21 protein-coding genes and 2 riboswitches are annotated in these 25646 nt (G+C 62.7%); of the genes, 8 read left to right on the forward strand and 13 right to left on the reverse strand.

Features of this window, described 5'->3' with window-relative positions:
- Positions 1 to 18: 18 nt before the first annotated feature.
- The 4 genes from RG836_RS13950 to RG836_RS13965 form a co-directional block, all read right to left on the reverse strand.
- Complete coding sequence (locus RG836_RS13950; protein WP_310846316.1) at positions 19 to 810, reverse strand: amino acid ABC transporter ATP-binding protein; 792 nt, start codon at positions 808 to 810, stop codon at positions 19 to 21.
- The gene (locus RG836_RS13955) at positions 807 to 1469 is read right to left on the reverse strand and encodes an amino acid ABC transporter permease (RefSeq protein ID WP_310846317.1); all 663 of its coding nucleotides are present in this window, start codon (positions 1467 to 1469) and stop codon (positions 807 to 809) included. The genes RG836_RS13950 and RG836_RS13955 overlap by 4 nt, the downstream gene beginning before the upstream one ends.
- A gap of 9 nt (positions 1470 to 1478) precedes the next feature.
- Entirely contained in the window at positions 1479 to 2141 is a 663-nt protein-coding gene (locus tag RG836_RS13960) for an amino acid ABC transporter permease (RefSeq protein ID WP_310846319.1), read from the reverse strand.
- A gap of 130 nt (positions 2142 to 2271) precedes the next feature.
- Positions 2272 to 3120 (reverse strand): transporter substrate-binding domain-containing protein, encoded by an 849-nt coding sequence (locus RG836_RS13965; protein WP_310846321.1) that lies wholly within the window; start codon positions 3118 to 3120, stop codon positions 2272 to 2274.
- A gap of 684 nt (positions 3121 to 3804) precedes the next feature.
- Between RG836_RS13965 and RG836_RS13970 the strand changes: the two genes are divergently transcribed.
- Positions 3805 to 4236: a thioredoxin family protein gene (locus RG836_RS13970; protein WP_310846323.1), complete on the forward strand. Its 432-nt coding sequence runs from the start codon at positions 3805 to 3807 to the stop codon at positions 4234 to 4236.
- 87 nt (positions 4237 to 4323) lie between these two features.
- Here the strand turns inward: RG836_RS13970 and RG836_RS13975 are convergent, their stop codons facing one another.
- Both RG836_RS13975 and RG836_RS13980 read right to left on the reverse strand, forming a co-directional pair.
- Positions 4324 to 5880 (reverse strand): TerC family protein, encoded by a 1557-nt coding sequence (locus tag RG836_RS13975; protein ID WP_310846324.1) that lies wholly within the window; start codon positions 5878 to 5880, stop codon positions 4324 to 4326.
- A 403-nt stretch (positions 5881 to 6283) separates the two neighbouring features.
- Entirely contained in the window at positions 6284 to 7150 is an 867-nt protein-coding gene (locus RG836_RS13980) for a LysR family transcriptional regulator (RefSeq protein WP_310846326.1), read from the reverse strand.
- A gap of 102 nt (positions 7151 to 7252) precedes the next feature.
- On the opposite strand from RG836_RS13980, the gene RG836_RS13985 reads away from it, so the two are divergent.
- Positions 7253 to 8809: an MFS transporter gene (locus tag RG836_RS13985; RefSeq protein ID WP_310846328.1), complete on the forward strand. Its 1557-nt coding sequence runs from the start codon at positions 7253 to 7255 to the stop codon at positions 8807 to 8809.
- On the opposite strand, the gene RG836_RS13990 is transcribed toward RG836_RS13985, so the two are convergent.
- Complete coding sequence (locus RG836_RS13990; RefSeq protein WP_310846330.1) at positions 8806 to 9216, reverse strand: MerR family transcriptional regulator; 411 nt, start codon at positions 9214 to 9216, stop codon at positions 8806 to 8808. The genes RG836_RS13985 and RG836_RS13990 overlap by 4 nt on opposite strands.
- 78 nt (positions 9217 to 9294) lie before the next feature.
- Between RG836_RS13990 and RG836_RS13995 the strand changes: the two genes are divergently transcribed.
- Positions 9295 to 10524 carry an NADH:flavin oxidoreductase/NADH oxidase family protein gene (locus tag RG836_RS13995; protein ID WP_310846332.1) on the forward strand — a complete coding sequence of 410 codons (1230 nt, stop codon included), beginning with the start codon at positions 9295 to 9297 and terminating at the stop codon, positions 10522 to 10524.
- 74 nt (positions 10525 to 10598) lie between these two features.
- Complete coding sequence (gene poxB / locus RG836_RS14000) at positions 10599 to 12332, forward strand: ubiquinone-dependent pyruvate dehydrogenase (protein WP_310846334.1); 1734 nt, start codon at positions 10599 to 10601, stop codon at positions 12330 to 12332.
- 205 nt (positions 12333 to 12537) lie between these two features.
- Here the strand turns inward: poxB and RG836_RS14005 are convergent, their stop codons facing one another.
- The 4 genes from RG836_RS14005 to cobW all read right to left on the reverse strand — a co-directional run bounded on the left by RG836_RS14005 (position 12538) and on the right by cobW (position 19377).
- The gene (locus RG836_RS14005) at positions 12538 to 13221 is read right to left on the reverse strand and encodes a vWA domain-containing protein (RefSeq protein WP_310846545.1); all 684 of its coding nucleotides are present in this window, start codon (positions 13219 to 13221) and stop codon (positions 12538 to 12540) included.
- On the reverse strand, positions 13203 to 14210 hold the full coding sequence (locus RG836_RS14010; protein WP_310846336.1) for an ATP-binding protein: 1008 nt from the start codon (positions 14208 to 14210) through the stop codon (positions 13203 to 13205). Before RG836_RS14010 ends, RG836_RS14005 begins: the two co-directional genes overlap by 19 nt.
- A 172-nt stretch (positions 14211 to 14382) precedes the next feature.
- A complete protein-coding gene (gene cobN / locus RG836_RS14015) occupies positions 14383 to 18312 on the reverse strand; it encodes a cobaltochelatase subunit CobN (RefSeq protein WP_310846338.1) in 3930 nt (1309 codons plus the stop codon).
- Between the two features lie 3 nt (positions 18313 to 18315).
- Positions 18316 to 19377 (reverse strand): cobalamin biosynthesis protein CobW, encoded by a 1062-nt coding sequence (cobW, locus tag RG836_RS14020; RefSeq protein WP_310846339.1) that lies wholly within the window; start codon positions 19375 to 19377, stop codon positions 18316 to 18318.
- A 97-nt stretch (positions 19378 to 19474) separates the two neighbouring features.
- Positions 19475 to 19695: riboswitch (cobalamin riboswitch) on the reverse strand.
- A 276-nt stretch (positions 19696 to 19971) separates the two neighbouring features.
- Positions 19972 to 20192: riboswitch (cobalamin riboswitch) on the forward strand.
- Positions 20193 to 20308: 116 nt separating this feature from the next.
- On the opposite strand from cobW, the gene RG836_RS14025 reads away from it, so the two are divergent.
- From RG836_RS14025 to cobM, 4 genes are all read left to right on the forward strand, one after another.
- Positions 20309 to 20509 (forward strand): CbtB domain-containing protein, encoded by a 201-nt coding sequence (locus RG836_RS14025; RefSeq protein ID WP_310846341.1) that lies wholly within the window; start codon positions 20309 to 20311, stop codon positions 20507 to 20509.
- An 11-nt stretch (positions 20510 to 20520) separates the two neighbouring features.
- Positions 20521 to 21228, forward strand: coding sequence for a CbtA family protein (locus RG836_RS14030; RefSeq protein WP_310846343.1), 708 nt, complete (start codon positions 20521 to 20523; stop codon positions 21226 to 21228).
- Entirely contained in the window at positions 21225 to 21638 is a 414-nt protein-coding gene (locus tag RG836_RS14035; protein ID WP_310846344.1) for a cobalamin biosynthesis protein, read from the forward strand. Before RG836_RS14030 ends, RG836_RS14035 begins: the two co-directional genes overlap by 4 nt.
- Positions 21639 to 21718: 80 nt before the next feature.
- On the forward strand, positions 21719 to 22465 hold the full coding sequence (gene cobM, locus RG836_RS14040) for a precorrin-4 C(11)-methyltransferase (RefSeq protein WP_310846346.1): 747 nt from the start codon (positions 21719 to 21721) through the stop codon (positions 22463 to 22465).
- A 174-nt stretch (positions 22466 to 22639) separates the two neighbouring features.
- Here cobM and nfuA read toward each other — a convergent pair whose 3' ends face one another.
- Both nfuA and RG836_RS14050 read right to left on the reverse strand, forming a co-directional pair.
- Positions 22640 to 23224 (reverse strand): Fe-S biogenesis protein NfuA, encoded by a 585-nt coding sequence (nfuA, locus tag RG836_RS14045; RefSeq protein WP_007912592.1) that lies wholly within the window; start codon positions 23222 to 23224, stop codon positions 22640 to 22642.
- Between the two features lie 82 nt (positions 23225 to 23306).
- Positions 23307 to 25628 (reverse strand): fatty acid cis/trans isomerase, encoded by a 2322-nt coding sequence (locus RG836_RS14050; protein WP_310846379.1) that lies wholly within the window; start codon positions 25626 to 25628, stop codon positions 23307 to 23309.
- Positions 25629 to 25646 lie beyond the last annotated feature (18 nt).

The following is a 25646-nucleotide window of genomic DNA, read 5'->3' on the forward strand; positions in this document are numbered from 1 at the left end:
CCTGATTGGCAGTAATGATTAAAAACGCGTGTTCTTGAGGAATTCCGCCAGGCGCGGCGACTGTGGGCGCTCGAACAGTTCCTTGGGTGGCCCCTGCTCTTCGATGCGCCCCTGGTTCATGAACACGATTTTGTCCGAGACTTCGAACGCAAAACGCATTTCGTGAGTGACCAGCAACATGGTCATGCCTTCGTCGGCCAGGCCCTTGATCACGTTCAGCACTTCGCCCACCAGCTCCGGGTCGAGGGCCGAGGTGACTTCGTCGAACAGCATCAGGCTCGGATTCATCGCAATGGCCCGGGCAATCGCCACGCGCTGTTGCTGGCCGCCGGACAACTGGCCGGGGAAGTGATTGCGTCGATCCAGCAGGCCGACCCGGTCCAGCCATTTCTCCGCCAGGGCCACGGCTTCGTCCTTGTGCAGCTTCTTCACTTTCAGCAAGCCCAGAGTGACGTTCTGCAACGCAGTAAGGTGCGGGAACAGGTTGAACTGCTGGAATGCCATGCCGGTCATCGCACGATGGCGAGCGATGACTTTTTCGGCGTGCCGTACGCGCTTGCCGTTGACCTCGTGATAGCCGATGGACTCACCGTCGAGCATGATCTGCCCGCCCTGGAATTCCTCCAGCATGTTCACGCAGCGCAGCAGTGTGGTCTTGCCCGAACCGCTGGAGCCGATCAACGTCACCACGTTGCCCCGTTGCATGGTCAGGTCGACGCCCTTGAGCACTTCGAGTTTGCCGTACTGTTTGTGCAGGCCGCGAATGTCCAGCAGGGCCTGGCTGGTAGAGGTATCTGTAGCTTGAGTCATGGCAAGGCCACCCGCTTTTCAATGTGCCGGCCGAGTAATTCGATGGCGTAGTTGATGACGAAAAACAGAAATCCGGCGAACAGGTAAAACTCCAGGGTCATGAAGGTCCGGGCGATGACCTGCTGCGAGCTGAGCAACAGCTCGGCCACGCCGATCACCGACAACAAGGTCGAGGCCTTGACGATCTCGGTGGACGAGTTGACCCAGGTCGGCAGGATCTGCCGCAGTGCCTGAGGCAACAGCACGTAACCCAGGGATTGATAAAACGTCAGGCCAATCGCCTTGCTCGCTTCCATTTGCCCACGGGGCAAGGCCTGCAACGCGCCGCGAACGATTTCCGCGACGTGCGAGCCGCAAAACAGCGTCAGGCCCAGGGCACCGGCCTGGAACGCGCTGATCTGCCAGCCCAGCGCCGGCGCCATATAAAAGCAGGCGAGCACCAGCACAAACACCGGCGTGCCGCGAATCAGGTCGACGTAGAGGCGAAACGGCGAGCGCATCCACACATTGCCGTAGGTCAGCACCAGGCCGGCGACGATGCCGATCAGGGTGCCGAACAAAATCGCCAGGGCCGAGACTTGCACACTGGTGATAAAGCCCGACAACAGCGCCTCACGGGCAATCCACAATTCATGTAACCAACTGGGGGATTCGTACATCGGGGCCTCCTAGCGGCGAATCGCCAGACGCTGCTCGAGGTAACGCAGCAGCATGGCAATGAGGTAACAGGCCGCGACATACAACGCTGTGGTGACCATCCAGGTTTCGATCACCCGGTAGCTTTCAACGTTGATTTTGCGCGCGTAATAGGTCAGCTCCGGCACCGCGATTGCGGCCGCCAGGGAGGTGTCCTTGAACAGCGAAATGAAATTGTTCGACAGCGCCGGCAACACGTTGCGCAGCATCACCGGCACCGTGACGTACGCCTTGACCTGCCACTCGCCCAAGCCAATCGCCAGCCCCGCTTCGCGCTGGCCCTTGGGAATGCTCAGCAAGCCACCGCGGAACACTTCGGTCAGGTACGCCCCGGCATACAGCGACAGGGTGATAATGAACGAAGGAATCTTATCCAGCCGAATCCCGAGGCTGGGCAAGGCAAAGTAGATCAACAGGATCAACACCAGAATCGGCGTGTTGCGCACAACCGTCACATACACCGACGCCAGCACCCGCAGCGCGCGATGCTTGGACAACAAGGCAAACGCCATCAGCAGGCCGATCACGCAGCCGATGGCGATCGACACCAGCGCCAACTGCAAGCCCAGACCGAGCCCCGCCAGCAAGGTGTCGAAATCGCGCCACACGGCGGCAAAATTCAACTGATAGTTCATGGTCAGCAGTACCTGGCGAGGCGCTTTAGCAGCCGCCCCGCTCCTCTTTGCGCAATGTGGAAACGTCGCGAGCGGTGGAAACACCAGTCTGTTTTCAACGCAGTGTTTCGCGCGCAGCCCGCAGCAGTTTTCATTTGAATTCGACGGGGAAACCGATCGCTGGAGTTGGCAGGTCTACGCCGAACCACTGTTTGAAGGACGCGGCGTAAGTCGGGAACTCCACGCCGGTCATGGCTTCATGCAGGGTGGTGTTGACGAAGTTCAGCCAATCCTGATCGCCACGCTTGACCGCGCAGGCGTAGGTTTGCGGGCTCCAGGCGTAGGCCGGGCTGCGATAGCGGCCAGGGTTCTGCACCATCAGGTATTTGACCGAAGACTGGTCAGTGGCGGCGGCATCGGCGCGGCCGGAGTTTACGGCCTGGTACATCAGGTCAACGCTGTCGTACTGATCGACCTTGGCCTTGGGCAGCGCCTGGTGCACCAGTTCTTCGGCATAGACGTTCTGCAGCACGGCCACGGTAACGCTGTCGCCGCCGGCCTGCAGGTCTTCGATTTCCTTGTATTTGCTGTTGTTCGGCAGCAGCAGGCCGACACCTTCGCGGTAGTACGGCAGCGTGAACGCCACTTGCTGCGCACGGCTGGCGGTGACGGTGATGAACTGGCAGCTCATGTCGACTTTGTCGGTCAGCAGGTTGGGAATCCGCGCGTCAGACGACTGCACCACGAACTCGACCTTGCTCGGGTCGTTGAACAAGCCCTTGGCAACCATGCGACCGATGTCGATATCAAACCCCTGCAACTTGCCGTCCGCACCCTGGAAGTGCCATGGCGCGTTGGTGCTGCCGGTGCCGACAATCAACTTGCCCCGCGCCAGCACGCTATCAAGCTTGCTGTCCGCCGCCTGGGCCACACCCAGGGCAGCAGCCGAAGCTGCAAAAACAAAAACACACGCTTTGAACAAGGAAGGACGGCGATGCATGGCAAGCACTCCAGAGTGTTGTTTATTCCGTTATACCGGAAGTAGGTATGTAACAGCGGAATAGACAGCAGAAAGTGTGCCACAGGACATAGGGCATGTCTCGCGGGGATTGAAAGGTGTTTTAAATCAACGGGATGGGATTTTGGCTGTAGAAAGCGTTACCGAGGGTGGTGCGAGGGGAACGCTACCGTTGGCAACGGGTGACGGGTAGAGGGGCTACATTGGGGTGCGGTGGCCCCTGTATTGGGCCACGATGACGCATAGATTCTGAGTCACAACTCGTCCAAAGATATTCGGATTGTAGGATCACCTTCGCGCTCCTTGATTAGCGCTACTAGCTCGCAATCCTCACATAACGCGCTGTTCAACCCACACTCTTCGGAGTCGAAGAAATATCCGCAATTCGTGCAAAAGCACGCCATTTCCGATTTCAGCGGCTCGATATCCGGAAGAGCAGTTACAAGATCATTTTCCATCAGGATCATCCGCTACGGTTGATCCCACGAGATTGCCACGTCATATGATTCGCCGTTTCTTGCTTTACCGTGAGGCACGTCCGGGCGTGATGTACGTTTTTTCCGGATGGATGTAGGAACGCACCCTGTTAGTTCTGACAGTAGATGGGCGGCCTACAATGTTTTACCGTCTCAGCGAGTCCCGAACATTCTCCAAAAGGAGGTTTCAATGCGCTCGCTGCCTGCTCGCCCTGCCCTCGCACCGGTGTATCGCAAAGCCCTGAAAACCTGGCGTCCGGTGATTTTGTATTTTGGCAATCAGTATTGTCCGGCTTGCGAGATGGCCGAGCCGGTGTTTCGTCAGATTGCCGCGCCGTACAAGGATCAGGCGCGGATTTATGTCCTGAACACCAGCGAGACGCCGCGCCATCCGGATGTGACCGGCACGCCGACGGTACTTTTTTATAGGGAGGGGAAACTGCTGAAGAAGCTCAAGGGCATCGGTAATTCCGAGACCCTGGCCGAAGACTTTGCCCGGCACATCGGCCGGCTCAGGCCCAAGGCTGCGGTACGCAAGGCGCCGCATGATGTGGCGTGGTTGCGGCGTAGGTTGAGTGGCCTGTGCATGGTGCCGCGGGCGCGGTGCCTGGTGGGGGGTTGAGTGGAGTGTTGTCGGATAGGTTGCTTTCGCGAGCAGGCTCACTCCCACAGGTGAAGGCTGGTGGGAGTGAGCTTGTCCAACACACCATCAGCCCATGCGCTGTAGCCGCACGCGCACCACCCGGCGCTCTTCAACGGCCATCACGGTCATGTGCCAGCCGTCCCACTCGCGGCTGTCGCCGATCACCGGCAGGCGATCGAGCAGACTCATCACCAGCCCGGCCAAGGTCTGGTAATCCTCGGTGGGTTCAGCATTGAAGCCCGTGTGCTGGCGTACCCGCGCCAGACTCAAAGCGCCATTGACGATAAAACCGCCCTGCTCTTCAACCACATCCGGGCCGGCGATTTCGCTGGCGTCCGGCAACTCACCGGCAATCGACTCAAGAATGTCGGTCATGGTCAGCACGCCGACAAAATCGCCGAACTCGTTGACCACGAACGCGATGTGCGTCGAGGCCTGGCGCATTTGCTCAAGCGCGTTGAGGATCGAATAACTGTCGAGCAGATTGATCGTGGTACGCGCCAGGTGTTGCAGGTCCGGCTCGTTACCCGCCAGGTAGTCCTTCAGCAGTTCCTTCTTGTGCACGAAGCCCAAAGGCTCATCCACCGCGCCTTCGCGAATCAGCGGCAAGCGCGAGTAGGACGAATGCATCAACCGTGTGCGAATAGTCTCAGCGTCGTCGGCCAAGTCGATGTAATCGACATCGGCGCGCACGGTCATCAGCGTGCGAATCGGTCGCTCAGCCAGTTGCAGCACGCCGCTGATCATGACCCGCTCGCGTCGATCGAACAGCTCTTCGCTTGGCGCTTCACCGTTATCGAGCAGATCGGCGATCTCTTCGTCCACCTCTTCCGCTGCGAGTTTGCGCCCGCCCAGCAAACGCAGCACCGCATGCGCCGTGCGTTCGCGCATCGGGCGCAAGCCCTGCACCGAACGTTTGCGGCGTGCCCGTGCAATCTGGTTGAACACCTCGATCAGGATCGAGAAACCAATTGCCGCGTACAGGTAGCCCTTGGGGATGTGGAAGCCCAGACCTTCGGCGGTCAGGGCGAAACCAATCATCATCAGGAAGCCCAGGCACAGCATGATCACGGTCGGATGCGCATTGACGAAACGGGTCAGCGGCTTGCTGGCGACGATCATCAGGCCGATGGAAATGATCACCGCGATCATCATCACCGCCAGTTCATCGACCATGCCCACGGCGGTAATCACTGCGTCGAGGGAGAACACCGCGTCCAGCACCACGATCTGCGCCACGATCGGCCAGAACAGTGCATAGGCGGCATTGGTCGAGCGCTGGCCGATGTGGCCTTCGAGTCGTTCATGCAGTTCCATGGTGGCCTTGAACAACAGGAACACACCGCCGAACAGCATGATCAGGTCACGGCCGGAGAAGCTCTTGTCGAACACCTCGAACAGCGGTTGGGTCAAGGTCACCAACCAGGAAATACTCGCCAGCAAGCCCAGGCGCATGATCAGCGCCAGCGACAAGCCGATGATCCGTGCCCGGTCACGCTGCTCCGGCGGCAACTTGTCCGCCAGGATCGCGATAAACACCAGGTTGTCGATGCCCAGCACCAGCTCGAGCACGATCAACGTCAACAAACCCAGCCAGGCGGTGGGGTCAGCAATCCATTCCATTATCAGGTCTCGCTCTCTTCAGGCTTTCAGAAGGCCGAACACGGCAAAGCACAGCGCGATGGCTGTGAGGTTGCAATGGCAGGAATCGGAAAAAAGCGAAAGACCGGATGCTTCGCGTACGTCAGCGTCGCGCGATGACGCGTAGGGAAAGGATAACTGGGAGGCTCCGAGAGGGTGTTCATGCAAATCCAGACAGAAAAAAGGACTTGGAGCGTACAGGTGAAAAGGACAAATCCTACAGCGGGAAATCATTTCAAAATCTGTAACCGGGTTACAGCACGACGAGGGTCTAGACCTGATGGCGAGCTCGCTTCCACAAATTTTGCGGGCATTGGCGATTCTTTCGGCGACATTCAGGGAGCCTTCGCGAGCAGGCTCGCTCCCACATTGGGAGTGATGACAGTTAGAGGCCTTTGACCCGCTCGATATAGCGCGCCACTGCCGGCGCTTTTTCGAACCGTCGGTGAATCAGCGCCAGCCACGACGACGCTTCGGAGCGCAGTACGTTGCGGTACAGCACATTCGGCAGGCTGACGTGCCCGACCACCGACTCCGGCACCATCGCCACGCCCTGCCCCAGCGACACCAGGGCAATCACCGCCACCAAGCCGCCCGGCTGCGGGCCGAGCTTGGGGGCGAATTCGCCTTGGGCGGCGATGCTCAAGGTGCCGCTGACCTGCTCGGGCAGGATGAAAGTTTCGTTCTGCAAGTGTTCTGGGGCGATCTGCGGCAGCCGACACAGCCAGGAATCGGCCGGCAGCGCCAGGACAAACCCCTCGGACGCCAGGCGGATCGCTTCGAGGCCGTCCGGAAACGCCATGGGGCAGCGCACGTAGCCGAGGTCGAAGCGACCCTCCAGGACCATCGCTGGCAAACTGGCCATCGGTGTTTCGCGCACGTTAAGGCTGACGTCCGGGTAATCGCTGACGAAGGCTTGCACCTGTTTTTGCAGGAGCCCCGAGTACACAGCCGACGCCACGTAACCCAGTTCGATGTGGCCAATGTCGCCCCGCCCGGCGCGCTGGGCATTGCGCTGGGCCATCTCGAATTGCCGCACCGTGGCCTCGGCATCGCCGAGCAACGCGGCTCCGGCCTCGGTCAGGCTGACGTCCCGTTGCTGGCGCAGGAACAGCCGCGTGCCCAGTTCGTTTTCCAGGTCCTGGATCTGCCGGCTCAAGGTCGGCGGCGCGATGCCCAATTGTTCGGCGGCTCGGGTGAAGTTGCGCTGCCGGGCAACGGCCAGAAAATAGCGGAAATGACGTATGTCCATCGGGCATTCGCTCAAAGGTAATGAAGTCGTGGCCTGCGGCTAACGAAGGTCCGGCGGCGCGACGATAAGCTGCACCGACCACCACAGTAGAGAGCCTCGGCCATGTCCGTCAAACCCCCGGTCAGCAAACGCCTGACACTGCTGACCGCTTCCGGCGTCTGTTCGCTGATTGTCCTCGATACCAATATCGTCGCCGTTACCTTGCCTAGCATTGCCCGTGATCTGGGGGCCAATTTCGCCGACATCGAATGGGTGGTCAGCGCGTACATGCTGGCCTTCGCTGCACTGTTGCTGCCCGCCGGCAGCCTGGCCGACCGCTTCGGCCGGCAGAAAACCCTGTTGTGGGGCCTCGGGATTTTCATTCTGGCGTCGCTGGGCTGCGGCGCGGCACCGAGCGCGTTGCTGCTCGACATCGCCCGCGCGGTGAAGGGTGTCGGCGCGGCGCTGCTGCTGACCTCGGCGTTGGCCTCCATCGGCCACACCTTTCACGACGAGGTGGAACGGGCCAAGGCCTGGGCATTCTGGGGCGGCTGCATGGGCGTGGCGATGACCATTGCGCCCACTATCGGCGGGCTGATCACCGAATACATCGGCTGGCGCTGGATTTTCTACCTCAACTTGCCGGTAGGCCTGGGCCTGATGGCGCTGGTCTGGCGGGCGATCCCGGAGTCCCGCGACGCCAATGCCGCGCGCCTCGACCCGTGGGGCAGCCTGGCCTTCAGCGCCAGTTTGCTGTGCCTGATCTGGGGCTTGATCGAAGCCAACCGGATCGGCTGGAACAATCCCCTGACCTTCGTTCGGCTGTTGGGCGGCATTGGTCTGCTCGGCGTGTTTGTGCTGATCGAGCGACTGCAACAGCGGCCGATGGTTGACCTGCAACTGTTCCGGCATCCGCGTTTCATTGGCGCACTGTTGGGGATGTTCGCCTACGCGGCGTGCGCACAAGTGATGATGACGCTGTTGCCGTTTTACCTGCACAACGGGCTGGGGTTCACCCCAATCACGTCGGGCCTGGGAATGTTGCCGTTCGCCGCGACCATGCTGATCTTTCCGCGAATCGGCGCACGGCTGGCCGGTCGCGTCAGCCCGGCAGCGATGATGGCCGCCGGGCTGACGCTGGTCGGCGCCGGCAACCTGCTGAGCGCCTGGGCCGTCAACAGCGGCGGTTACCTGCCCTTCGCCCTGGCGATTGCGGTGACCGGCGCCGGGGCTGGATTGCTCAACGGCGACACGCAGAAAAACATCATGGCCTGCGTGCCCCGCGACCGCGCCGGCATGGCTTCGGGCATGAGCACCACCATGCGCTTCAGCGCCGTAATGCTGGCCATCGGCGTGCTCGGCGCGCTGCTGGCCAGCCAGACGGAATACCTGTTGTCCCTGAGCCTGGCGGCCGAAAGCCCGCAATGGCTGCACTACGCCCAAGCCATGGCCTCGCGAGTAGTGGCCGGAGACATGCCGGCAGCGTTGAGCCTGTTGCCGTCAGAGGCTCGGCCGCTGATCGAGCCGTTGGCGCGGCAAGCCTTCGTCGGCGGCTTTAGCCTGCTGTTGTGGGTGGCTGGCCTGATGGGCTTGCTTGGCGCGGTGGTGGTTGGCAGCTTGCTGCGGCATCCGATCCCGACGCCGCAAGCCTTGTCGCTCAACCCGCAGTCACCTGCCTAAAGCGGATGCTGGAGTGCGGCCAATACGCGCTCGGCATTTTCATCGCAGCTCATGCCATCGGGGCGCGCCTGGATGTTCTCGATCAGGCCCAGCAATTTGGCTTTGCTCCCGGCCAAGTGCTGCTGCATCTCCTCGATTTGCGCGATTTTGCGCAGCAGCGCTTCCATCAACACCTCATGCTTGAGGCCTTCGCCGGTCCTGCCCGGCATCAGTTTTTTCAACTCTTCCAGGCTGAAACCAGCCATCTGCGCGCACTGAATGATTTGCAGCGTGTTCAGTGCCTGCGCCGAATAATGCCGATAACCGTTGCCCTGACGCTGCACCGTCTGGATCAACCCCTGGGCCTCGTAATAGCGGATGCGCGATGCATTGAGCCCGCTCAGTTCGGCCAATTCTCCAATTCTCATCGTCGTCTCATTTGCCTGCTTGACATTAAAGTTAACTTTAAGCTTAGGCTCCGCTCATTACTGATGAGGAGTCAAGTCATGTCGCCCTTCCAACCGCTGCAACTGCCCAACGGCCAGACGATCGCCAACCGTATCGCCAAAGCCGCCATGGAAGAGAACCTTGCCGACGCCACGCAGTCGCCCTCCCCGGCATTGATTCGTTTGTATCAGGCATGGGCCGAAGGCGAGACCGGGTTGCTGCTCAGCGGCAACGTGATGATTGACCGGCGCGCCATGACCGGCCCCGGCGGGGTGGTGCTGGAAGATGAATTGCACATGGCGCAATTCCGCGAATGGGCGGCGGTCGGTCGCGCCAAGGGTGCGCATTTCTGGGTGCAACTCAACCATCCGGGGCGCCAGACCATGGCCAATCTCGGCCAGCAAGCCTGGGCACCGTCAGCCGTGTCGATGGACCTGGGTTCATTTTCCAAGATGTTCGCCGAGCCCCGGGCGATGGACGACAGCGATATCGCCGAAGTGATTCAGCGCTTCGCCACCAGCGCGGCGTTGGCGGAACAGGCCGGGTTCACCGGGGTACAGATTCACGCGGCCCACGGCTATTTGCTCAGCCAGTTTTTATCGCCGCTGACCAACCGCCGCACCGACCGCTGGGGCGGCTCTTTGGAAAATCGCGCACGCCTGCTACTGGTGGTGATCGGCGCGGTGCGCGAGGCGGTGTCGCCGCAGTTCTGTGTGTCGGTCAAACTCAACTCGGCGGACTTTCAACGCGGCGGCTTCGAAGCGGACGATGCGCGGCAGGTGATCGAGTGGCTAAACACCCTGCCCATCGACTTGCTCGAACTGTCCGGTGGCAGCTACGAGGCGCCAGCCATGCAAGGCGAAGCGCGGGACGGTAGGACGCTGGCCCGCGAGGCCTACTTCCTGGAGATGGCCGCTGAGCTGGCCAGCGCGGCGCGCATGCCGGTGATGGTTACCGGAGGCATTCGTCGCTTGCCGGTAGTGCAGCAAGTGCTCGACAGCGGTATCGCCATGGCCGGTATTGGCACCGCCATCGCCCTCGAACCGCAACTGGTCAAACATTGGCGCGAAGGCCGCGACAGCCACCCACAGGTCTCGCCCATTCGCTGGAAACGCAAACCGCTGGCGGCACTCGCGACCCTGGCCGTGGTGCGGTTCCAGCTCAAGCGCATGAGTCGTGGCCAGACCACCAAACCCGGCATATCGGCGCTGCTGGCGTTGATTCTTGACCAGGTGTACCTGGCCCGGCGCACCCGGCAGTACCGCAAGGCGATGAACGAAGCTTCATAAATCGGGAGTCATGCCCGCGCTATCGTTGTCCTTTGCTTATCCCGAGCACACCTCATCGATTAGCGGAGCAGCCCATGGCGAAGATTACCCTTGCCCAGCAACTGGCAACCACCCTCGAACAGGCCGGCGTCAAACGCATCTGGGGCTTGACCGGCGACAGCCTCAACGGCCTGACCGAAGCCTTGCGCAGCATGGACACCATCAAGTGGATGCACGTGCGCCACGAGGAAGTCGCAGCGTTTGCCGCCGGGGCCGACGCGGCGGTGACCGGTGAACTGGCGGTGTGCGCCGGCAGTTGCGGGCCGGGCAACCTGCACTTGATCAACGGGCTGTTCGACTGTCACAAAAACCATGTGCCGGTGCTGGCCATCGCGGCGCACATTCCGTCCTCGGAAGTCGGCCTCGATTACTTCCAGGAAACCCATCCACAAGAACTGTTCAAGGAATGCAGCCACTTCGTCGAACTGGTCAGCAGCCCGGCGCAGATGCCGCACGTCCTGCATCGGGCGATGCGCGCGGCGATCCTCAATCGCGGCGTGGCGGTGGTGGTGATTCCCGGCGACGTGGCGTTGCAGGAAGTCGAAGACAGTTTCAAAGCCTGGCCCGCGCTGTCGGCACCGCGCACATTGCCGGCGCCTTCGGACCTGGATCGCTTGGTGGAATTGCTTGGGCAAAGCAAAGCGGTGACCCTGATGTGCGGTGCCGGTTGCGCCGGTGCCCACGATCAAGTGGTGGCCCTGGCCGATGCCCTCGGCGCGCCGGTGGTGCACGCGTTGCGCGGCAAGGAGCACGTGGAATGGGACAACCCGTTCGACGTCGGCATGACCGGGCTGATCGGCTTCAGCTCCGGCTACCACGCGATGCTCGACTGCGACACTCTGGTGCTGCTCGGCACCGACTTTCCGTATCGGCAGTTCTACCCGACCGATGCGACGATTATTCAGATCGACCACAACCCGCAAGCCCTGGGCCGGCGCACGCCGCTGGACCTGGGGATTGCTGCGGATGTCGGCGAAACCCTCGCCGCGCTGCTGCCGCGCCTGCCATATCGAGCCGACCGCAGTTTTCTCGAGGCCTCGCTCAAGCACTATAAAAAAGCCCGGCAGGGTCTCGACGAACTGGCGCAACCGGCCAAACCAGGGCAACCGGTACACCCGCAATACCTCACTCGGGTGCTCAGCGAACTGGCGGACGACGACGCGATCTTCACCGCCGATGTCGGCACGCCGACCGTGTGGGCCGCGCGTTATTTAAAGATGAATGGCCAGCGTCGTTTGCTCGGCTCGTTCAACCATGGCTCGATGGCCAACGCCATGCCCCAGGCCATCGGCGCGCAAGCGGCATTCCCGGGACGGCAGGTGATTTCGCTGTCCGGTGACGGTGGTTTCAGCATGTTGATGGGTGATTTCATTACTCTGGCGCAGTTGCAATTGCCGGTGAAAATCATCGTCTACGACAACGCGTCCCTGGGGTTTGTGGCCATGGAAATGAAATCCAGCGGCCTGCTCGATACCGGCACCGAACTGCGCAACCCCGACTTCGCCGCGATGGCAAACGCCATGGGCATCCTCGGTATTCGCGTCGAAGATTCCGAAGGCGTCGAGCCGGCCCTGCGCCTGGCCCTCGCCCACAACGGCCCGGTGCTGGTGGACGTGGTTACCGCCACCCAGGAACTGGCCATGCCACCGACCATCAAGCTCGAACAGGCCAAAGGCTTCAGCTTGTACATGCTTAAAGCCGTCATGAGCGGGCGCGGCGATGAAGTGGTGGAACTGGCTAAAACCAACTGGTTTGGGCGCAAAGTTTGAATTGAGCCGGGCCACCTGACCGATGTGTGAGCGAGCCTGCTCGCGGAGGGGGCACGTCAGACGATGCAACCGTTGATCGGCAGAATGCTTTCGCGAGCAGACTCGCTCCCACAGGGATCAGCGGTGCCGGGAGATTGCATTCACCCCGCCGACCATTGTGGGAGCTGGCTTGCCAGCGATGAGGCCCGCTCAGGCAACCCAGCTCTCAGCCCAAACCCGGCTCATCGATATGCCGATACTCAACCCCCAACTCCGCCGCCAACGCCTGCGCCCTGCCCAGCCTGATCGGCCCGCGCTCGATGTCGATCAGCAACCCTGGACACGCCAGCGCCGGTAACTGCGGCCAGGCCTTCAAGCGGCCATCGGTCAGCAGCAACAAGCGCTGGCGCTCCGCCGGGTAGCGTTTTTGTCGGGCCTGCAACCACTGCCCCGCTTCGTGCAACGCCGCCAACAAAGGCGTGCCGCCACCGGCGCCAAGTCGGTCAAGCCAACCGCGCAAATCCTTCGAGGCTTTCAACCCCTGCACCTGCCAGCTCGGCGCCTGACCGCTGGCGGTCAGCAACGCCAGGCGCGCGCGCTGGCGATAGGCGTCGTCGAACAGTTCGGCGAGCAGCCCTTTGGCATCGCTCAGCGCCTGATGCCGACGGGTCGAAGCCGAGGCGTCGACGATCACCAACCACAACTCATGGGCCGAGCGGGTGCGCAGATGAAACAGCAGATCGTCCCGCGAGCGAGGCCGCCCGTTAAGCAACGTTCCCGGCCAATTGATCGAGCCTTCAGCCGCCGCCCGGCGCTGGCCCTGACGGCCATGGTCGAGTGTCCCGGCGCGAGGCCTGGCATCCGCCCTCGCGTCCGTACGAGGGCGAATGCCTAAGGCTTTTTTGGCCAGCTCGGCACTTCACGACGGGCGCCCATGGGTTGCGCCTGCGCCGGCAACTCGCCCCATTGGCCTTGGCCGGGGCTTGGCTGAGGATCGCTGTTGGCAGGTGATTGCGCACTCGGCGGCTGCGGCGCCGATGTCGGCGGCAGCTCCCGTCGCCGATGGCGCAAGGCGAATTCCGCGACCGCGTCGATATCCGCTTCCGTGATCCGAGCATCGCCACGCCACGCCGCGTGCGCCCGAGCCGCGCGCAGCCACACCAGGTCAGCACGCAAGCCGTCGACCCCGGCGGCAAAACAGCGCTCGGTGATCTGCGCCAGGGCTTGGTCATCCAGCTCAATGCTTGCTAGACGTCTGCGCGCCCCCTCACAGCGCTCGCGCAGGGCCTGCTGTTGTGGCGCCCATTGCGCGCAAAAGGCCTGGGGGTCGCTGTCGAAATCCAGCCGCCGACGGATGATCTGCCCGCGTTCGCTCGGCGCAGTGTGGCCACTGAGCGCGACGTTAAAGCCGAACCGGTCGAGCAACTGCGGGCGCAACTCGCCCTCTTCCGGGTTCATGGTGCCGATCAGCACGAAGCGCGCCGAGTGACGGTGGGAGATGCCGTCGCGCTCGATCAGGTTGGTACCACTGGCGGCGACGTCGAGCAGCAGGTCGACCAAGTGATCCGGCAGCAGATTCACCTCATCGACGTACAGCACGCCGCCGTCAGCCTTGGCCAGCACGCCCGGCGAAAACTGCGCGCGCCCCTCGCTGAGAGCGGCGTCCAGGTCGAGAGTGCCGACCAGCCGCTCTTCGGTGGCGCCCAGCGGCAAGGTGACGAACTGACCACTGGACAACAGGTCCGCCAGGCCCCGGGCCAGGGTCGACTTGGCCATGCCCCGCGGGCCTTCGATCAACACGCCGCCGATTTTCGGGTCGATGGCGGTCAGGCACAGGGCGAGTTTCAAGTCATCGGCGCCGACCACGGCGCAGAGCGGGAAATGCGGGGTGTCGGTCATCGCGGAATCTCTATCGCACTGGATTTTTGTGACGAGAGCGCTTGCTCCCGTTCGGCCGCGCAACCGTCGCATGATCTGACTGCGCCGGATTGCAAAAAACACCGGGGGCCGCTTCGCAACCCAGCGAAAGCAAGCTCCCTCGCCACAAAGGCATCAGCTAACTTCAAAGGCATCAGCTGTCTTCTTCTATATCGAGCAGCAGGTTTTCCAGGACTTCACGATAGTCGCCCGGCTCTTTCCACAGCCCTCGCTGTTGTGCTTCGAGCAGCCGTTCGGTCATGTCGCGCAAGGCGTGGGGATTATGCTCACGCACAAAGTCGCGGGTCGAAGGATCGAGCAGGTAAGCGTCGGCGAGCAAGGCGTATTGGTGATCGTCGATCAACTGCGTAGTCGCGTCGAAAGCAAACAGGTTGTCGACCGTCGCCGCCATTTCAAACGCGCCTTTGTAGCCGTGGCGTTTGACCCCATCGAGCCACTTCGGATTGGCCGCGCGCGAGCGGATCACCCGGTTCAGTTCTTCTTTCAGGGTGCGGATCTTCGGCAGGTCCGGCTGGCTATGATCGCCGTGGTAACTGGCCGCCGCCGCGCCGCTGAGGGTTTCCACGGCGGCGAGCATGCCGCCCTGGAATTGGTAATAGTCGTTGGAGTCGAGCAGATCGTGTTCGCGGTTGTCCTGGTTTTGCAGTACCGCTTGCACCTGGCTCAAGCGCTGGGCGAACTGTTCGCGGGCGGCGGTGCCTTCATCGCTGCCGCCGTAGGCGTAGCCGCCCCAATTCAGGTAGACCTCGGCCAAATCCGCGCGGCTTTGCCACAGCCGACCGTCGATGGCCCCTTGCACGCCGGCCCCGTAGGCACCGGGTTTGGCGCCGAAAATCCGCCAACCGGCCTGACGCTTCGCCGCGTCTTCATCCAGCCCCGATTGCAGCAAGGCTTCACGCTCGGCGCGCACCTTGGCCGCCAGCGGATTGAGGTCGTCGGGTTCATCCAGAGCCGCGACGGCTTGCACCGCCGCGTCGAACAGGCGGATCAGGTTGGCGAAGGCGTCGCGGAAAAATCCGGAGACCCGCAGCGTGACGTCGACCCGTGGCCGGTCGAGCAGGCTCAGCGGCAGAATCTCGAAGTCATCCACCCGTTGGCTGCCGGTTGCCCACACCGGGCGCACGCCCATCAGCGCCATGGCCTGGGCGATGTCATCGCCGCCAGTGCGCATGGTCGCGGTGCCCCACACCGAGAGGCCGAGCTGGCGCAGGTGATCGCCGTGGTCTTGCAGGTGCCGCTCGAGAATCAGGTTGGCCGACTGGAAACCGATGCGCCACGCGGTGGTGGTCGGCAGGTTACGCACGTCCACCGAATAAAAGTTACGTCCGGTAGGCAGCACGTCGAGACGCCCACGGCTGGGTGCACCGCTGGGGCCGGCGGGGACGAAACGGCCACTCAAGGCGTCGAGCAAGCCGCGCATTTCGGCAGGGCCGCAGGCGTCGAGGCGCGGGGCGACCACTGAAAGCAGGTTTTCGAGGATTGCGCTTACTTCAGCCCCGCAAGCGTCCTGTGGTAGCGGGTTTTGTGAAGCCTGAATTTCGCTTGCAGACGCGCCTTTGTGGTGAGGGGGCTTGCCCCCGTCGGGTCGCGAAGCGGCCCCAGAAATTGGGCCTGCTGCGCAGGCCAACGGGGGCAAGCCCCCTCGCCACAACACCTTGTCTGCCTGGGTTTCAGTGTTGGCTCGATCCAATGTCTGCGAGATCAGCTGCGCGGCGAAGAGCTCGAGGCGCTCACGGGTATCCCCCGCCGTGCGCCACACTTCATCGCTCACACCCAGCAATTCACTCGGTCGCGGGCCGGTCCAGGGTTCGGCCAGTGCGCAATCGAGCGGATCAAACCCCAGCTCAAACCCCTTGGCCAGCGCCCGCAGCAAGCTCGATTGCGCGCCACGCCCGTCGCCGCGAGGGATGCGTAGCAACGCCAGCAAGGTGTCGATACGCAGCCGCCCGCTCGGCGATTCGCCAAAAATGTGCAAGCCGTCACGGATCTGCGATTCCTTGAGGTCGCACAGGTACGTGTCGAGGCGCGGCAGCCAGATCGCCGCGTCGGCGTCGCTGTCGAGCTTTTCGTCCAGTTGCAATTCGCGGTCGATGTGGGTTTCGCGCACCAGGTTGAGGATGTCCCGTTGCAGCTCCCGGGCGCGGCGCGGGTCAAGCAATTGCGCTTCGTAATATTCGTCGGCCAGCAATTCCAGATTGCGCAGCGGCCCGTAGGTTTCGGCGCGGGTCAGCGGCGGCATCAGGTGGTCGATAATCACCGCTTGGGTGCGCCGCTTGGCCTGGGCGCCCTCGCCCGGATCGTTGACGATGAATGGATAGATATTCGGCAGCGGCCCCAACAACGCGTCCGGCCAGCATTCATCCGACAGACCGACACCCTTGCCCGGCAACCATTCGAGGTTACCGTGCTTGCCGACGTGGATCAGCGCGTCGGCGCCATAGGTGTGGCGCAGCCAGAAATAGAACGCCAGGTAGCCGTGGGGCGGCACCAGGTCCGGGTCGTGATAGACCGCGCTCGGATCAACCTGATAACCCCGCGCCGGTTGAATGCCAACGAAGGTCAGGCCAAAGCGCAGGCCGGCGATCATCATCCGCCCGTCGCGGTACATCGGGTCGTTGTGCGGCGCGCCCCAGCGTTCCAGTACGGCGGCGCGGTTGGCGGCGGGCAGCGCCTCAAACATCACGCGGTACTCATCCATCCCCAGGCTTTGCAGGCAGGGGCGCTGGTCGAGCGTATCGAGGTCGTTGCTGACGCCACCGAGCAGTTGCTGGATCAGTGCAGTGCCGCTGGCTGGCAACTCGACTGGCAACGGATACCCTTCGCCGGCCAGCGCACGCAGAATATTGAGCGCCGCCGCCGGGGTGTCGAGGCCGACGCCGTTGCCGATGCGCCCGTCGCGGGTCGGGTAGTTGGCAAGGATCAGCGCGATGCGTTTTTCCGCCGCTGGCTTGCGCGCCAGCTCCACCCAGCGCCGCGCCAGTTCGGCGACGAAGTCCATGCGTTCCGGCGCCGCGCGATAGCAGACCACATCCGACTGACTGCGCTCGCTGCGCCAGGCCAGGTCCTTGAAGCTGATCGGCCGGCTGATGATTCGTCCGTCGAGTTCCGGCAGCGCGATGTGCATCGCCAGGTCGCGCGGGCCGAGGCCCTGCTCGCTGGCGCGCCAGCCGGGTTCGTTGTCCTGGGCGCAAATCGCCTGGATTACCGGGATGTTGCGGCGGAACGGCCGCAGATGCGGCGCCTCCGGGCTGGACTGGGCGAAACCGGTGGTGTTGAGAATCACCGACGCCTGGACCTGATCCAGCCAGTCTTCGACCACGCTCAAACAGCCCGGCTCTTTGAGGCTGGCCACGGCGATTGGCAAGGGATTGAGCCCGGCGGCCTGCAAGCGTTGGCAGAACACATCGATGAACGCGGTGTTCGCCGCTTGCAGGTGCGAGCGATAAAACAGCACCGCCGCCACCGGTTGCCCGGCGCGCCATTCGGCCTGCCAGTCGCTGAGTTCGGCGGGGCTTTTGCGCGGATGGTAAATCGCCGTGCGCGGCAGCGTTTGCGGCTCAGCCCAGACATAATCCCGGGCCAGCCAGCGGTTGGCGAGGCAACGAAACAGGTCGAGCGCATTGCCCATGCCACCCTGGCGCAGGAAGTGCCAGAGCCGTTCGCGGTCCTCGGCCGGAACCGTGCTGAGGTCGCTGAGTTCCGGGTCCGGGCGGTCGTCGCCAGGCACCAGAATCAGCTGCACGCCACGCTCGGCCAGTTCCACCAGACGCTCGACGCCGTAGCGCCAATAGGCGATGCCGCCGTGCAGGGAAATCAGGATGACCTTGGCGTGACGCAGCACCTCGTCGACGTAGAGGTCGACCGAGGCGTGATTCTGCACTTGCATCGGGTTGGCCAGGCGCAGGCTCGGGTAGTCGTCGGGCAACTGCTGCGCGGCTTCGGCGAGCAGCGCCAGGCTGGAGTCGCCACTGCACAGGATCACCAGCTCGGCGGGGGTTTGGCCGAGGTCGGCGATGTTGTCATCCGAGACGAAACCGCCGGGCTGGGTCCTGAGCAGGTGCATGGGTTAAACGCTGAGCGCAGCGCGCAGTTGCGCTTCAAGTTGCGCCGCATCGAGCTCCTGGCCGATCAGCACCAAACGCGTGGTGCGCGCTTCATCGCCGCCCCACTGGCGGTCGAAGTGCTTGTCGAAACGTGTGCCCACGCCCTGGATCAGCAAGCGCATCGGTTTGTTCGGGATCGCCGCGAAGCCCTTGACCCGCAGAATGCCGTGCTTGACCACCAGTTGCGTAAGGGCGTCCATCAGCAGGCTTTCGTCGGCTTGCGGCAGTTCGATGGAAATCGAATCGAAGGCGTCATGGTCGTGATCGTCTTCACCTTCGTGGTGATGATCGTGATGGCTGTGGCGGCTGTCGATGTGTTCTTCGGAACCTGCGCCGAGGCCGATCAGCACGTCCAGCGGCACGCGACCGCTGCTGGCTTCGATGACCTTGACCGCCGGCGGCAGTTCTTCGGCGACTTCCAGGCGTACGCGGGCCAGGTCTTCCGGGCTGATCAGGTCAGCCTTGTTGAGGATCACCAGGTCGGCGCTGGCCAGTTGGTCGGCGAACAGCTCATGCAGCGGCGATTCATGGTCGAGGTTCGGGTCGAGTTTGCGCTGGGCATCGACCTGATCCGGGAACGCGGCGAAGGTGCCGGCAGCCACGGCCGGGCTGTCGACCACGGTGATCACTGCGTCGACGGTGCAGGCGCTGCGGATTTCCGGCCACTGAAAGGCTTGAACCAGAGGCTTGGGCAGCGCCAGGCCCGAGGTTTCGATGAGGATGTGGTCGAGGTCGCCGCGACGGGCCACCAGTTCGCGCATCACCGGGAAGAACTCTTCCTGGACGGTGCAGCACAGGCAGCCGTTGGCCAGTTCGTAGACGCGGCCGTTGGCTTCTTCTTCGGTGCAGCCGATCGAACATTGTTTGAGGATTTCACCGTCGATACCCAGCTCGCCGAACTCGTTGACGATCACCGCGATACGGCGACCCTGGGCGTTGTCGAGCATGTGCCGCAGCAAGGTGGTTTTGCCCGAGCCGAGGAAGCCGGTGACGATGGTGACGGGGAGTTTGGCCAGTGTTTTCATCGGATGCCCTTTGGCAAGGTGGCGGGCATACGGGACGACAACCGGCGGCGCAGGCGCGCGGGAAGAGATCGCCACCGGATCACCCCGCCCGGTTGTAGTGAGAATCTGTGCCGAGGCAGGTCTCCTGGCTGACGGCGCGCCGGCCCGGGGGCCTGGCATTCGCTGCGCCTTCCCGCCCGGTAGCGGTCAGCTACAAACAGGGCAGTGGCGTGGCAGCGAACATCACCGTTCACAGTTGCGGGGGCAGCCGCGGCATTGACCGCGTTCCCTTCTTAGCTCCGGCGCACGCGCCGAAGAACCTCGAAAGCGCAAGGCTACGCATGGTGTGGGAGCGGGTCAATGTCCGCGATCACCGGCGGTGGATGGACGGGCCCTGGGTTGATGGACTTACTTGTGGCGAGGGAGCTTGCTCCCGTTCGGCGGCGCAGCCGTCGTAAACCTGGACGCACGGTCGTTCGGCGGGAGAAAGCTGGGTTGCTTCGCAACCCATCGGGGGCAAGCCCCCTCGCCACAGGCTAGCTCCCTTACCACAATGAAGCTGTTGCACCAGACGAATCTGCAGCCAATTTGACGCCCGTCCCCCGCCCATGCTCTCCTACGCATCTTGTTACGGGTGCCCCTCACAGGGTGAAACGGGAAACCGGTGAATCATGTGCTTTACTCAAGGCCATGTCAGTCCGGTGCTGCCCCCGCAACGGTAAGCGAGCGAAGAATCAGAGCCACTGTGCCTCGGCATGGGAAGGCGATTCTTTCAGGTGAGGCTGCGCGCCCCGCCCCTCGTGAGCCCGGAGACCGGCCCGCAACACATCGTGGCTTGACCACGCCATAACAAACCCGCGGTGGGCGGGCGCTGTTCGAGTCTCCGCGCGCCTGCCGTGCCGAGGCCTGCCATGCGCTCGATTCACCCGCTGACAGCACAGAGGGAAGCGCCATGTCGATCATCAGCAGCACCGGTAGCAGCACCGATAACAGCTCCGCCAGCACCACGACCCTCAGCCAACGTCTGACTGCCGCCGTCTGTGCGTCGATCCTCGGCGTGTGCCTGGTGTACTTCGCCGGTTTCTCGCACATCGAAGCCGTCCATAACGCCGCGCACGATACCCGTCACAGTTCCGCGTTCCCCTGCCACTGAGACCTGCCCCGATGATCAAGCGTATTGCGCAAACCGCAGGCTTCACCGGTCTGGCGGCCGCCCTGCTGCTGACCCTGCTGCAAAGCTTCTGGGTTGCCCCGTTGATTCTCCAGGCCGAGACCTACGAGAAATCCGAGCCCGCCGCGGTTGAAGTCCACGAACATGCCGAAGGTGCGACGGCCGCCCACAGCCACGACGGCGAAGCCTGGGAGCCGGAAGACGGCTGGCAGCGCGTGCTGTCCACGACCGGCGGCAACTTGGTGGTCGCGGTCGGTTTTGCGCTCATGCTGGCCGGCCTGTACACCTTGCGTGCACCGACTCGAACCGCTCAAGGCCTGCTCTGGGGGTTGGCCGGTTACGCGACGTTCGTGCTGGCGCCGACGCTGGGCCTGCCGCCGGAACTGCCGGGCACCGCTGCCGCCGATCTGGCGCAGCGGCAAATCTGGTGGGTCGGCACCGCAGCCTCCACCGCCGCCGGCATCGCGTTGATCGTGTTCGGCCGTCACTGGGCGCTGAAAATCCTTGGCGTGGCGATCCTCGCCGTGCCGCATGTGATTGGCGCGCCGCAACCGCAAGTGCATTCGATGCTGGCGCCAGAAGCACTGGAAGCGCAGTTCAAAATTGCTTCGCAATTGACTAACGTCGCGTTCTGGCTGGCCCTCGGTTTGATCAGCGCGTGGTTGTTCCGCCGTAAACAGGCAGGCCACTACCACGCATGACGAACACCTGCGCAACGTCGACCCTGGTGGTCGGACTGGGCTGCCAGCGTGGCTGCCCGGCCAGTACGTTGCGGGCGTTACTCGATCAAGCGTTGCAAGCGCACCGCATCGAACTGCAGGCGATCAAGGCCCTGGCGAGCATCGACATCAAGTGCGATGAGCCAGGGTTACGGGAATTGGCCAGCCAATTGGGCCTGCCGTTGATTTGCTTCAGCAGCGCCGAATTGGCCGCTTATCAAGCGCAATTGAGCCATCGCTCACAGATTGCGTTCGAGCGCACCGGCTGCTACGGCGTGGCCGAAAGTGCCGCGCTGGCCCTGGCGGAACAATTGGCCCGGGCACCAGCGAAACTGCTGGTCTCGCGACAAAAGTACGCTCAGGCGACCCTGGCCCTGGCGATCGCGGCGTAAACCTTCAATAATCCATCGCTCTCCATCATGAGCAATCTTCATCTGAAGGTGCGTTCTGAGCTTTTTTCAAGGAGCCGGCCATGACCGTCTACTTCATCGGCGCCGGCCCCGGCGACCCGGAATTGATCACGGTCAAAGGCCAGCGACTGATCCGCCAATGCCCGGTGATTATCTACGCCGGCTCCCTGGTGCCCGCCGCCGTGCTGGACGGCCATTGCGCCGAGCAGGTGGTCAACAGCGCCGAGCTGCACCTGGAACAGATCATCGACCTGATCAAAGCCGCCCATGCCAAGGGCCAAGACGTGGCGCGGGTGCATTCCGGCGATCCGAGTCTGTACGGAGCGATTGGCGAGCAAATCCGCTGGTTGCGCGAGCTGGATATCCCGTTTGAAATCATCCCCGGCGTCACCGCCACCTCCGCCTGCGCCGCGTTGCTCGGCGCGGAATTGACCCTGCCGGACGTCTCGCAAAGCGTGATTTTGACCCGCTACGCCGACAAGACTGCCATGCCGCCCGGCGAGACGTTCGCCAGTCTGGCCGAGCATGGCGCGACCATGGCGATCCACTTAGGGGTCAACCACCTGGAGAAAATTGTCGCCGAGTTGCTGCCGCATTACGGCGCCGACTGCCCGATCGCCGTGGTGCATCGCGCCAGTTGGCCAGATCAGGATTGGGTGCTGGGGACGCTGGATGACATTGCCGGGAAGGTCGCGGCCAAGGGGTTCAGGCGCACGGCGTTGATTCTGGTGGGACGGGTGTTGGGGAGTGAGGTGTTCAGCGAGTCATCGCTCTATCGCGCGGCGCATGCGCATTTGTATCGGCCCTGAATCTCACATCACTAACCGTAGTGAGGGAGCTTGCTCCCGCTGGACTGCTGCGCAGTCCCAGTCCCGGCCAACGCATCCATCACGAAGAATGCGTCAACCAGTGTGCGACTGCCTTGCAGTCGAGCGGGAGCAAGCTCCCTCGCCACAGCCGTTCTTAAGTCCGCAGCGAACGCCTTAGTAGTAGGCGTTTTCTTTCTGCGTGTGGTCGGTCACGTCGCGGACGCCCTTGAGCTCCGGGATGCGCTCGAGCAAGGTGCGCTCGATGCCTTCCTTCAAGGTGACGTCGGCCTGGCCGCAGCCCTGGCAACCGCCGCCGAACTGCAACACGGCGATGCCGTCTTCGACCACATCGATCAGGCTGACCTGACCGCCGTGGCTGGCCAGCCCCGGGTTGATCTCGGTTTGCAGGTAATAGTTGATGCGCTCGTTGACCGGGCTGTCCGCGTTGACCATCGGCACTTTGGCGTTTGGCGCCTTGATGGTCAGCTGACCGCCCATGCGATCGGTGGCGTAATCGACCACGGCATCGTCAAGGAAAGCTTCACTGAAATGGTCGATATACGCGGTGAAGCTTTTCAGCCCCAGGGCGGTATCTTCGGGTTTTTCTTCGCCCGGCTTGCAGTAGGCAATGCAGGTTTCGGCGTACTGGGTGCCAGGCTGGGTGATGAAGACGCGGATGCCGATGCCCGGGGTGTTCTGCTTGGAGAGCAGATCGGCCAGGTAATCGTGGGCGGCGTCAGTGATGGTAATAGCGGTCATGGAAACTCCTCGCAGGCTTGTGGCCGAGTTTACGCCAATCGGCGCGCCGTACAAAGTCCTAGTATTTTTGTCGGATAAGCGCTCACAGATTTTCGTAGCGATTCATGTCCAGCACGCCCTCCTCCACCGGCTCGGTTTCGCGGAGATAGGCGCTCAGATCATGAAAATAACGCCAGAACTGCGGATGGCTGCGACGAATGCCCCAACGCTCGATGATTGTCTCGAAACGCGCGGCGTCCTTGGCATTTTCCATCGCATCGACGAAGGCCGGCACTTGCTCGACCGGGACGTTGAACATGAAATTGGGGTAACTGCTGAGCACGCCCGGGTAGATCGTCAAGGTGTCCAGGCCCGGCTGGTAGCGCAGGGATTCACCGAGCAGAAACGCCACGTTGCTGTGCGCGCGGTTGCGCAGCAGGCTGTAAATCTCGCGTTTACCGCTAGGGGTCTCAACCCGCAGCATCGTCGCTTCCGGCAACTGGTCGATCACGCTCAAGCCCGCAGCCGGGCGCGAGGTCAGACGGCTTAGGGCCTGCTCGGCATTTTGCAGCGCCGGATCAATGTTCGGCCGCGAGCAATAGGCGCCGTCGCAGCGGTTGATCGGGTCGGGCTTGGCGTTGAGTTCGCCGTAACGCGCCAGCAATTGGCGGGCGAAATCGCGCTTTGGGTCTTTCTCGTCGAGTGTCAGCGCGGTGGCTTTGTCGTCGTCAATCGATTCGTAATCCATCCACATCTTGAATTTGCCGCCACTCTGGTACCAATCGTCGAGGTAACCCTCGCGTGAATCGGCGGGCATGAGCCGCAGGAAGTTCTGCTCAGCACCATTGCGGATCAGATCGAAGTACAAGCGGGTCTGGGCCTGGTGCGAGACGTTGCCGAACACATCGAAATTCACCGCTAACTGGTAATACGTGCGCTCCAGCAATGGATAGTCGAACAGCCACATCGTCTGCGGCACCTCGCCGATCAGGCCCTTGGTCACGGCGGCGCTGTCAAAGTGACGAAAGATGCTCAGCAAGGCGTTGTCATTGCCGGCCCACAGGGTCGACCAGCTCGGCGCCGGTGCATCGGCGTAACTGTCGCGGCGCAGAGCTTCGTATTCATTGCGCTTGTCGCGGTAGTCGTGCCACAGGCTCAGCACGCTGCCGACGTCATCGTTTTGCCCCGGCATCGCCAACAGCGGTGTGGCCTGGCCGCGATAGTTCGGATCGGTGATGTACAGGTCGTGCTCCGGCGCCTGGAAGAGCGCCCAGAAGTTATCGCGGATCACGTCAGTAGCGATCTGCCCCCGGCACACCGGACCACGGATAAAGGTACGCACGAAGTATTCGGCGTTATCGAGCATGAACTGATAACGCGCCTGCGCCGGGATCGCTTCAAACGTGGTGAACGGATTGGCCCGGCGCTCCGGTCCGTAGCCCGGCAATGCGTTGACCTGCCAGTTGCCGCTGTAGAACAGGCTTTTGACCCGGGCCATTTTCGCCGCACTCAGCGGGTAGGTGATGTGGGTTTTATGAACGATCACTCCTTGTACCGGCCACAAGCGGTAATACACCTGGGTACCAGGGTCATCGTTGGGCCGCCGCGTGTTGATCAGGTCGATCGGCTGACCGGTTGGCGTGCGCGAGCGTACCCACTGAAAGAAATGCCCCGGCTCGCCATCCTTGAAGTAGATGTGCGCCAGAAACCAATGCTCAAACAGCCAACGCCCCACCAGGCTCTGGCGCGCGCCCGGGGCATTGAGCAGGTTTTCCCACTGCACCACTTGCAGCGCCTCTTGCGCGCTCGGCACCAGGCCTTGTTCTTCAATCGGCGCGCCGGAGGCCAGCCAGCGTTGCAAGGTCTGGTATTGCTGATCGGTCAGCCCCGTGACCGCCAGAGGCATGCCCTGGTTCGGATGGTTGCCGGCGTAGGCCGCGAATTCGCCGGGCATCGGGCAAGTGTTTTCGCGGTTCAGCCCCAACACGATGTCTGCCGGCAGCTTGGCATTGGGCTGCAACGGTGTGTTGTGGCCGAGTTCGAGCATGCGTGCCATCAAGGACGCCTGGCTGCCTTGGGCGTCGAGCACCGAGTAGAAATCCTTGTGCTGCCAGGCGCGTTTGCCGAACGCATCGTAGAACAAACGGGTCGGCGCCGCGGCCTGGCTGCGTTCGCCGTCATAGACCGGCACTTTGCTCGCACCCCGCGTCGCGCCCTCGCTGCTGCCGAGGTTGAGCTGGCAGGCGGAGTCGTAGCAGGCGTGGCAGGCGACGCACTTCTCGGTGAAGATCGGCTGAATATCGCGGCTATAGGAAATACTTGGGGACATGCTCGGGGAGATGGCAGGTGACGCGGCCGGCTCCTGCGCAGCGGCGCCCCAGCTTAGAAGCAGCACAAACAAGCTGCTGACGACGCGATACGACATGTCCCTGGTCCCAAATCA

Origin of the sequence: Pseudomonas rhizozeae (assembly GCF_031583775.1) — a bacterium.
Lineage (GTDB): Bacteria > Pseudomonadota > Gammaproteobacteria > Pseudomonadales > Pseudomonadaceae > Aquipseudomonas.